Source organism: Shigella sp. FC1967, from assembly GCF_001743005.1.
GTDB lineage: Bacteria > Pseudomonadota > Gammaproteobacteria > Enterobacterales > Enterobacteriaceae > Proteus.
Window position 1 is genome coordinate 1 of sequence record NZ_MIIZ01000627.1, and the last position, 6134, is coordinate 6134.

Genomic DNA, 6134 nt, shown 5'->3' on the forward strand with positions numbered 1-6134 from the left:
CAAGTATCACTTTACCAATTAAATTCACCAGACTCCATTAACTGGTGAGCCTTACCCACTTCTTCTAATGAAAAAATAGCATTAATGATTGGTTTGATTTTTCCTTTAGCAATCAATGGCCATACTTGCTGTTTTAGTTCTTGCGCTATTTGTGCCTTTTCTTCTATTGAACGAGATCGCATCGTTGAACCAGTATGAATTAAACGTTTAATCATCATTGGCATCATATTTAAATTTTTCGGCATTCCTTTCATCATACCGACTTGTATAACGCGCCCAAACTTGCTAGCAACTTGATAATTTTTTTCTACATAATCCCCACCAATAATATCAAGAATAACATCAATGCCTTTTTCTTTAGTTAAAGCAGGAATTTCTTTAGCAAAATCGGCTTGTTTGTAATTGATGACATAATCGGCGCCAAGATCACGTGCTACAGCCGCTTTTTCTTCAGAGCCAACCGTTGTATAAACAGTTGCACCTATTGAGTGAGCAAGCATTATGGCAGTAGATCCAATTCCCGATGTTCCGCCATGAATAAGAACAGATTCGCCTTGTTTTAGTTTTCCTAACTGGAATAAATTAGCCCAGACAGTAAAGAAATTCTCAGGCAATGCCGCCGCTTCAATGTCCGTTAAATCCATTGACGGTAATGCGATGTCTTCATGCGCAATACAATATTGAGCGTAACCACCACCAGCAACTAAAGCACAGACTCTATCTCCTAGCTGCCATTTAGTGCAGCCTTCACCTAATACGACGATCTCTCCAGCGACTTCAAGCCCAGGGATAGGTGAAGCATCTGCGGGTGGCGGATAACTACCTTGGCGTTGAAATATATCGGGGCGATTAACACCAGAAGCTGCAACTTTGATCAAAAGATAATGAGGAGGAACGGAAGGTATCGGAGATAGTTGAGGTTGTAATTTATCTATACCGCCTGGCCCTGTAATGGCAACTTCTAACATATTCTCAGGTAAATTCGTTGTTTTCATCATATGTTCCCTTTTATTTGGTTACTCTCGGAATTTAATGATAAATAAGCAAAATCAGCATATTATTTCGTATTTCAATAAGGATATTGGCTTATTAAGGCAATAAATAACTTAAGTGTATTTGAGAGAAATTATAACCAACCTTGTTTCTGATGTTGTATGCAAATTGGGCACAATTTTGCTTCTGGAGTCCACGATAAGAAAGCTAAACGACATTTTTCACAGTGGGCATCATAATAATGATAGTGTATTGGTTCGTTTATTTTTAGCGACACGTTCATTAACATGAATAGATTTAGGAAAACAAACAACTTCACAACTCATACAGCCCGTACAACGTTTTTTCATCAAGCGTAAATATATTATTTTTTAAGTTCAATCGCAGCTTCATCACACACATTGGCGCAGGCAGAACAAAGAATACAACTCTCTTTATCTAATTGAATTTGGAACCAACTATCTTCAGGATAAAGTTGTTTTCTTGCATTTAATCCTGTTCTTACTTGATTTTTTTTGAGTGGTTTTTCATCCAGTTTTTGACGAAAAAGCATAAAGCGACGCCCACTATCAATATCCGTAGGCTCTGTGATAATTAATTGCCAAATAGGTTCTTGCAATGTTTTTAATCGAAGGTTTAAGTTTGCTAAAACAGTAAGCCATTTATCCACAAAAGGCTGTGCTATCTTCATTCCTCTAATTTGATATTGGCGGTGCCATACTAATAATTCTTCTATACTTGCTAATGGTTCATCATGATTAACAACAAGGTAATTATCTTGGTGTGTTCTTTCGTGAGGAGAAATATTTTCTATTGCATCAACGGGGCAGGTAAATAGACAATTACCACATTGAAAGCAGCGTTCATTGTCTATTTTTACATCTAAATGAGCAAAAGTGATAGCGCCCACAGGGCAAACTTTGGAGCAACTATCACATAGGCTTTGTTTGAGGCGTTTTCTAACACATTTATCATTAATAATTGGTTCAGGAGGAAGTTCCACCTTAATAAAACGCCTCATACATCACTACTCCACTACTTGACAATAAAGAATGCAAAACGATTAAGAATCTCTGCAATCAGTATTATTGCGCTACTTGCTAATACCATACGCAATCCTGAAGTAAATACAGCGTTGCGATATTTCCATACGCTGTATCCCATCATTAAAATACCAAGAACTGACATAAGCCATGCGGATATTCTTAATCCGAATGTCTCATTATACGCAATGATAGGCGTATGGGGGAACGTTATTGCATCATTTGTTGAAATGACTGCTGACAACCATTCTAAATAATATGGTTGTACAGCCATACGTAATGTTACAGCAAGGAAAACAACCGCTAATGCACTTATTACAATCCTTTTTGCTAATTCATCATTCACAAATGCTTTAACACGATATGCCGTTATTGATAGCGCTACAACGGCGCCAACTGCAAATAATGCACCTATAAACATAAAATAGGTATTTGCGTGCATCCATGTCAGCATCGAGGTGTTGTAATACAGTGACGCCATACAGAATATATCGATAATGCCAAGTAAACCAATAATTGCCAGTATGGTTTTATTCATATGCCCTTTTATCAAAATAACTAAGGTATAAAGGCATAACGCACCAAGATAAACAGCAGCAAATATGATTTCACGACTGAGCCATGATGAAGAGATATGGCGTAATGCATGAAAAGCATTCCATGGATATCCCATATGTAAGGTTGAAGCTAATAATCCTAAGCACCCCAAAATAGCACCTGTTAATAACACAGGACGCATAGCAACGGTTGCTCGTTGATTCCCAATTTCTTTTTCTAGCCAGCAAAAATAAAGTGCGGTGAAAATAGTCACACCCACAGAACCTTGGACGAATAAAGTAAAGGTAACTAATGGCCATTCACTCATGCTTGAACTCCTCCCTTTTTCGTCGCCCCAGTATGAGGTTTGATAACTAAATTCGGATTGGTCAGTGTAAAATCGGGTAATCCTTGAACTTGACTTAAGTGCCCGTATTTCGCCCTTAGATCTTTAATTTTGCCAAACTTAATCGCATTTAGCGGACAGGTATCAACGCAAATTGGATTTTTGCCTTCAGCTAATAAATCGATACAAAAATCGCATTTTGACATCTGTCCAGTTTCTTCATTCATTTGTGGTGCACCGTAAGGGCATGACCAAGCACAATACCCACAACCTACGCATTTAGAGGTATCAACACGAACAATGCCATCACCTTCACGCTTATGCATTGCGGTAGTTGGGCAGTTTTTCACACAAACAGGATCAGTACAGTGATTACAAGAAATCGTTAATGTATAAGCAAACACATTATTAACCAAACCACCTTGTCCTGTTGGCGCAAATCCCCCACCTTTTACTTCATAAATACGCCGAAAACGACGCCCTACTTCTAAATTATTTTTATCTTTACATGCCACTTGGCAAGCTTTACAACCAGAGCAACGAGAGGAATCAATAAAGAAACCGAGCTGTTCATCACTCACTGGTGCATATTCTTTAAAGTCGCTCATGCTTTGGTTACCTCAACTAAGACGGTTAAATGCGAGTTACCATGTGCTAATGGTGTCATTCGTGTTGATGTTAAAACATTAGGGCATCCGCCATGATCAACGCCATTTTCATCAGGCGTCCACCATGCGCCAGCTTGCAATCCAACCACACCAGGAATAATACGTTGTGTCACTAATGCAGGGATTTGGGTGATCCCTCTGTCGTTATAGACACGCACCATATCACCATTTTTGATACCTCTATTTTCAGCATCAATTGGGTTTATCCATACTTCTTGACGTTGCACTTCTTGTAACCAAGGATTGGCATATTGCGTTGAGTTTGCGCGGTTTTTCCCTTTCCAAGTTAACATTTGCAATGGATACGTTGCTGTTAACTTATCTTCAGGACCTTCAATCGCCGGAACATAATGAGATAAAGCAGGAATATCGGGATCGTTCATGTCATAAAGTCGCTTAGAAAAAATCTCAATTTTTCCTGATGGCGTTGGGAATGGATTATTCGCAAAGTCATTGATATTTTTTTCAAAGGCAACGAACGGTTCATCTTTGAAAAGGTAACGACGTGTTTTTAGCAGCTCTTCAAAATTAGGAAAGTCAGGTCTATCTTGGAAACGCTCTTTATTGGTATCAACAAGATGAGCTATCCACTCTTTTTCACTTCGACCTTCAGTAAACGCCTCTTTTACCCCCATTTTTTCTGCTACGTCTGTTATCCATTCATAATCAGAACGACGCTCAAAAGCAGGTTCAATCACTTTTTCAGACAGAAGGAAATAGTTACCCGTTCCCCATGTATTACCAATGTTCCAACGCTCTAGAAAACTTGTTTCTGGTAAAACAAGATCCGCATATTTTGCCGATGGAGAAAGATATAAATCACTAGCAACAATAAATTCAACTTTTGAATCATCAGCTAATAATTTAGCAGCTGCATTTACATCTGGGTTTTGGTTAACTAAATAATTACCAGCTAAAGAAAATATCATTTTGATATTGGTATCGAGTTTATCAACACCTAAAAGGCCATCTTCAACACGTATTTTACTTGCATCATCAACCGCTTGCATCCAGTTCATAATAGAAATTTGAGCTTTAATTGGGTTCTTACCAATATTCGGACCGCGGATAGATTGACGATTACCAATACCACCGTAACCCGCTGCCCATGCCCCTTTTTTCCCCACATTCCCGGTGATCGCAGCTAATAATGTTGAACCTCGAGCGCTACGTTCACCACAAATATGGCGCTGAGGTCCCCAGCCTTGAATTAGCGCCGCGGGTTTTGTCATGGCATATTCGCGTGCGAGCTGGCGAATAGTATTTGCAGGTACTCGAGTGATATTTTCTGCCCATTCAGGTGTTTTTTCTATTCCGTCTTTTTGGCCTGTTAAATAAGCAACCAAGGATTCATTAGCAGGAACGCCTTCAGGCATATGCTCTTCATCAAAACCAATGACATATTTGTCAATAAAAGGTTTGTCATGAAGGTTTTCGGTGACAATGACATACATCATTGCATCCATTAAGGCATTATCTGTTGTGGGTAAAAGAGGGATCCATTGATCAGCAAGAGACTGAGCTGTATCTGAATAACGAGGATCAACCACAATAAATTTGGTGCCCTTATTTTTCATTTTCTGAAAATAATGGTTTGTATGACCAAAAATAGTTTCATTGGGGTTATGACCCCATAAAATCACGAGTGGTGTATCTTCAAGTGTATCGAGTGAACTGCCTGTTTTAGATATACCGTAAGTATAAGGGGTCACTTTGACCGTATTCCCTAAACTAACAGAATGATAATAAGGTAAGTATCCACCAGTTAAATTGAAGAGTTTCTTCATCATGGTATCACCAGAGAAGATCCCCCCCGTTACAGCGGTATTAACCGTTAAAAAACGGCTTGCTGCGCCATACTTTTCAGTTAAACGCGTAATATTTTCAGCGATGAGTGTTGTGGCTTCATCCCATGAAATACGTTCAAATTTACCCTCACCGCGCTTACCCACGCGTTTCATCGGATATTTTAGCCTGTCTGCATGATAAGAAAATTTACGATACCCTCTGCCTCTCACGCACGCTCTCATGATAGGCATCGATTCATCTAATTCATTATCAGGTCTTGTTGTGATCCGAGTGACAATGCCCTCTTTTATATGGGCTCGTATATCACACTTTCCACCGCAGTCAAAAGTACTGCATGTTGCTACAACAGTGGCGGGATTCCCGTTCATTTTTGCAACGGGTAAACTTTCATCTACATTAGCTTGTGCATTTCGTGCGAAAAATGGCACCGTAATTAATGCCGCACTCGTTTGAACAAAGTGGCGACGACTTAGTGACATCTTCCCTCTATTTTTATCAATTTTTTCTATTTTTTTCATTAGCTTATCATTCTCACATAACAACGTTATCAGTGAAAATGATAGGATATAGTGGTAAACCCTCATTGATGTATATCAATACCACTAAAGAGGTAATAGAATGTTTCAATATTTCGCACTTCTTTGCTGATATCCCATTTTTTATAAGGAAAAGCTAATTCAAGGTAGCATTAAGTTGCATCAAAAATACACCTAGTTAACTTTACCTAATTTTTTGTTA

Annotated in this window: 3 protein-coding genes and 2 pseudogenes; all 5 read right to left on the reverse strand. The window is 38.8% G+C overall.

Annotation, left to right across the window (positions count from 1 at the left end):
* Positions 1 to 995: pseudogene (locus tag BHE89_RS07870) on the reverse strand (NAD(P)H-quinone oxidoreductase); the annotation flags it as partial.
* Positions 996 to 1126: 131 nt separating this feature from the next.
* Positions 1127 to 2014, reverse strand: a pseudogene (locus BHE89_RS07875) (4Fe-4S binding protein).
* 14 nt (positions 2015 to 2028) lie between these two features.
* On the reverse strand, positions 2029 to 2901 hold the full coding sequence (locus tag BHE89_RS07880; protein WP_069369124.1) for a dimethyl sulfoxide reductase anchor subunit family protein: 873 nt from the start codon (positions 2899 to 2901) through the stop codon (positions 2029 to 2031).
* Positions 2898 to 3527 carry a DMSO/selenate family reductase complex B subunit gene (locus tag BHE89_RS07885; protein ID WP_069369123.1) on the reverse strand — a complete coding sequence of 210 codons (630 nt, stop codon included), beginning with the start codon at positions 3525 to 3527 and terminating at the stop codon, positions 2898 to 2900. The genes BHE89_RS07880 and BHE89_RS07885 overlap by 4 nt, the downstream gene beginning before the upstream one ends.
* Positions 3524 to 5914: a DMSO/selenate family reductase complex A subunit gene (locus BHE89_RS07890; RefSeq protein ID WP_069369122.1), complete on the reverse strand. Its 2391-nt coding sequence runs from the start codon at positions 5912 to 5914 to the stop codon at positions 3524 to 3526. The genes BHE89_RS07885 and BHE89_RS07890 overlap by 4 nt, the downstream gene beginning before the upstream one ends.
* Positions 5915 to 6134 lie beyond the last annotated feature (220 nt).